This is a genomic window from Adlercreutzia wanghongyangiae, assembly GCF_035989245.1.
Classification (GTDB): Bacteria; Actinomycetota; Coriobacteriia; order Coriobacteriales; family Eggerthellaceae; genus Adlercreutzia; species Adlercreutzia wanghongyangiae.
The window spans coordinates 1-2817 of record NZ_JAYMFF010000026.1 but is presented as its reverse complement, the minus strand read 5'-3'; the positions used below and the strand labels follow the sequence as shown (position 1 = coordinate 2817).

Sequence of the window (2817 nt, the reverse complement as noted above, 5' to 3'; positions counted from 1 at the left end):
ACCTGATGACCGAGGTCATCGACGCGAACCCCGAGCTGCGCGAGCAGTTCCTCGACCAGTGGATCTTCGAGGCGGGCATTCGCACCGACATCTATAAGAACATCATCAAGGACTACATCAACTCCGAGTACGCGGGCACCAAGGACATGGTCATGAAGACCATGGCCGGCATCAACCTGCAGGAGTTGCCCGGTTCCGACACCCACCTGCTGGTGGACATGGTGTCCGACCGCTGCAAGCTGGTGTGCGCCCCGATGCCCAACCTGTACTTCACCCGCGACCCGTTCGCGATGATCGGCAACGGCGTGTCCATCAACCGCATGTATGCCCACACCCGCAATCGCGAGACCATCTACGGCGACTACATCTTCCGCTATCATCCGGATTTCGCCGGCACGCCGACCTACTACGATCGCAACGACACCTTCCACATCGAGGGCGGCGACATCCTGAACATCAACGAGCACGTGCTGGCCATCGGCATCTCCCAGCGCACCGAGCCCGACGCCATCGACGCCATCGCCCACAACGTGTTCAACGACGAGACCAGCTCCATCGACACCATCCTGGCGTTCAACATCCCGAACAACCGCGCCATGATGCACCTGGACACGGTGTTCACCCAGATCGACTACGACAAGTTCACCATCCACCCCGGCATCATGGGCCCGCTGACGGTGTTCGAGATCACCCCCGACGGCAAGGGCGGCACCAAGATCCGCGAGCGTGACGAGGAGCTGGAGAAGGTGCTGTCCGAGTACGTCGGCCAGCCCGTGCAGCTGATCCCCTGCGGCGGCGGCGACCGCATCGCGGCCGAGCGCGAACAGTGGAACGACGGCAGCAACACCCTGTGCGTGCGCCCCGGCACCGTGGTGGTGTACCAGCGCAACAACGTCACCAACGACGTGCTGTACAAGAACGGCATCAACTGCCTGGAGATGCCCTCCGCCGAGCTGTCCCGCGGCCGCGGCGGCCCGCGCTGCATGTCCATGCCGGCCTGGCGCGAGGCCCTGTAGTCTCTTTCTTGCGAGGCGGCGGCCGAGCCGCTGCCCGTGAAAGCTCCTTTTTGGAGCACCCCTGTTCGGCTTTTCCGGCCCAGTCTAGCCAGCCAGCGCTGGGCCGAAAAAGACGCGCGGGCCTTCCGGTTCTCCGGGGGCCCGCGTGATATACACGTCCACCCCTTCTAGGGAAAGGAAACGAAACATGCCTATCAATCTCAGCGGTCGTCCGTTCCTCCGCCTGCTCGACTTCTCCACCGAGGAGATCGACTACCTGTTGAAGCTCTCCAAGAACTTCAAGGACCTCAAGCGCACCGGCACCCCGCACCGCTACCTGGAGGGCAAGAACATCGTTCTGCTGTTCCAGAAGACCTCCACGCGCACCCGCTGCGCCTTCGAGGTCGGCGCCATGGACCTCGGCATGGGCGTGACCTACCTGGATCCCGGCAGCTCCCAGATGGGCAAGAAGGAGTCCATCGAGGACACCGCCCGCGTGCTCGGCCGCTTCTACGACGGCATCGAGTTCCGCGGCTTCGCTCAGACCGACGTCGAGGACCTGGCCGCCAACGCCGGCGTTCCGGTGTGGAACGGCCTGACCACCGAGTGGCATCCCACCCAGATGCTCGCCGACATCCTCACCGTGCAGGAGAACTTCAACTATGACATCAAGGGCAAGACCCTGGTGTTCATGGGCGACGCCGCCAACAACGTGGCCCGCTCGCTCATGGTCGTGTGCTCCAAGCTGGGCATGAACTTCGTGGCCTGCGGCCCGAAGGAGAACATGCCCGACGCCGAGCTCGTGAAGACCTGCGAGGCCATCGCCGCCGAGAACGGCTGCACCGTGAAGTGCACCGACGACGTGGCCGAGGCTTGCACCGGCGCTCATGTCATCTACACCGACGTGTGGGTGTCCATGGGCGAGCCCGACGAGGTGTGGGCTGAGCGCATCAAGCACCTTGAGAAGTTCCGCGTGACCAAGGAGGTCATGGCCATGGCTGACCCCGAGGCCATCTTCCTGCACTGCCTGCCGGCCTTCCACGACACCAACACCACCATTGGCGCCGACATCGCCGAGCGCTTCGGCGTGACCGAGATGGAAGTGGAGGACGTGGTGTTCGAGTCCAAGCAGTCGAAGGTGTTCGACGAGGCCGAGAACCGCATGCACACCATCAAGGCCGTCATGTACGCCACCCTCTGCGGCTAATTACCCAGAGCACTTTGCGCTAAGGCGCTTGCGGATTTACTCGTAGGGGGCGATTTCAATCGCCCCTCCCAAGCAAGGTTGATTCCTGTTGGGAGGGCGGCATGAATGCCGCCCCTACGGAATTACCTAAGGGGATTCCCTTGTTGGGGCCTCTACGATTTGACAACGGAATGCTTCTGTGCGAGGGGGTTTATTTCCCCGGAACCTAGAATCGAAACCGTTGCATGTGTCTGTCTCTTGTAACCGCTGTCTCGCCCCTCTTACATGCAACGAAGGCTGGCTGGCGGTTCACCGAAAAGATTGAGGTGAAATAAATGGCTTACGAAAAGGGCAACGGCAAGACCGTCGTCATCGCCCTGGGCGGCAACGCCCTCGGCAACACCCCCCAGGAGCAGCTCGAGCTGGTGCGGAACACCGCCAAGCACATCGTGGACATGATCGAGGAGGGCACCAACGTCGTCGTGTCCCACGGCAACGGCCCCCAGGTCGGCATGATCAACAACGCGTTCGCCTACGCGGCCGCCAATGACGACAAGACCCCCGACATGCCCTTCCCCGAGGCCGGCGCCATGAGCCAGGGCTACATCGGCTACCAGCTGTCCCAGGCCATCCTGA

3 protein-coding genes are annotated in these 2817 nt (G+C 62.5%); all 3 read left to right on the top strand.

Annotation, left to right across the window (positions count from 1 at the left end; translation table 11 throughout):
• On the top strand, window positions 1–1016 hold a 1016-nt coding region (locus VIN30_RS10830; RefSeq protein ID WP_338211507.1), incomplete at its 5' end, for an arginine deiminase.
• Between the two features lie 187 nt (window positions 1017–1203).
• On the top strand, window positions 1204–2202 hold the full coding sequence (argF, locus tag VIN30_RS10825; RefSeq protein ID WP_326426356.1) for an ornithine carbamoyltransferase: 999 nt from the start codon (window positions 1204–1206) through the stop codon (window positions 2200–2202).
• Window positions 2203–2516: 314 nt separating this feature from the next.
• Window positions 2517–2817, top strand: a 301-nt coding sequence (locus tag VIN30_RS10820; protein ID WP_479274360.1) for an amino acid kinase family protein, incomplete at its 3' end; no start/stop codon positions are given.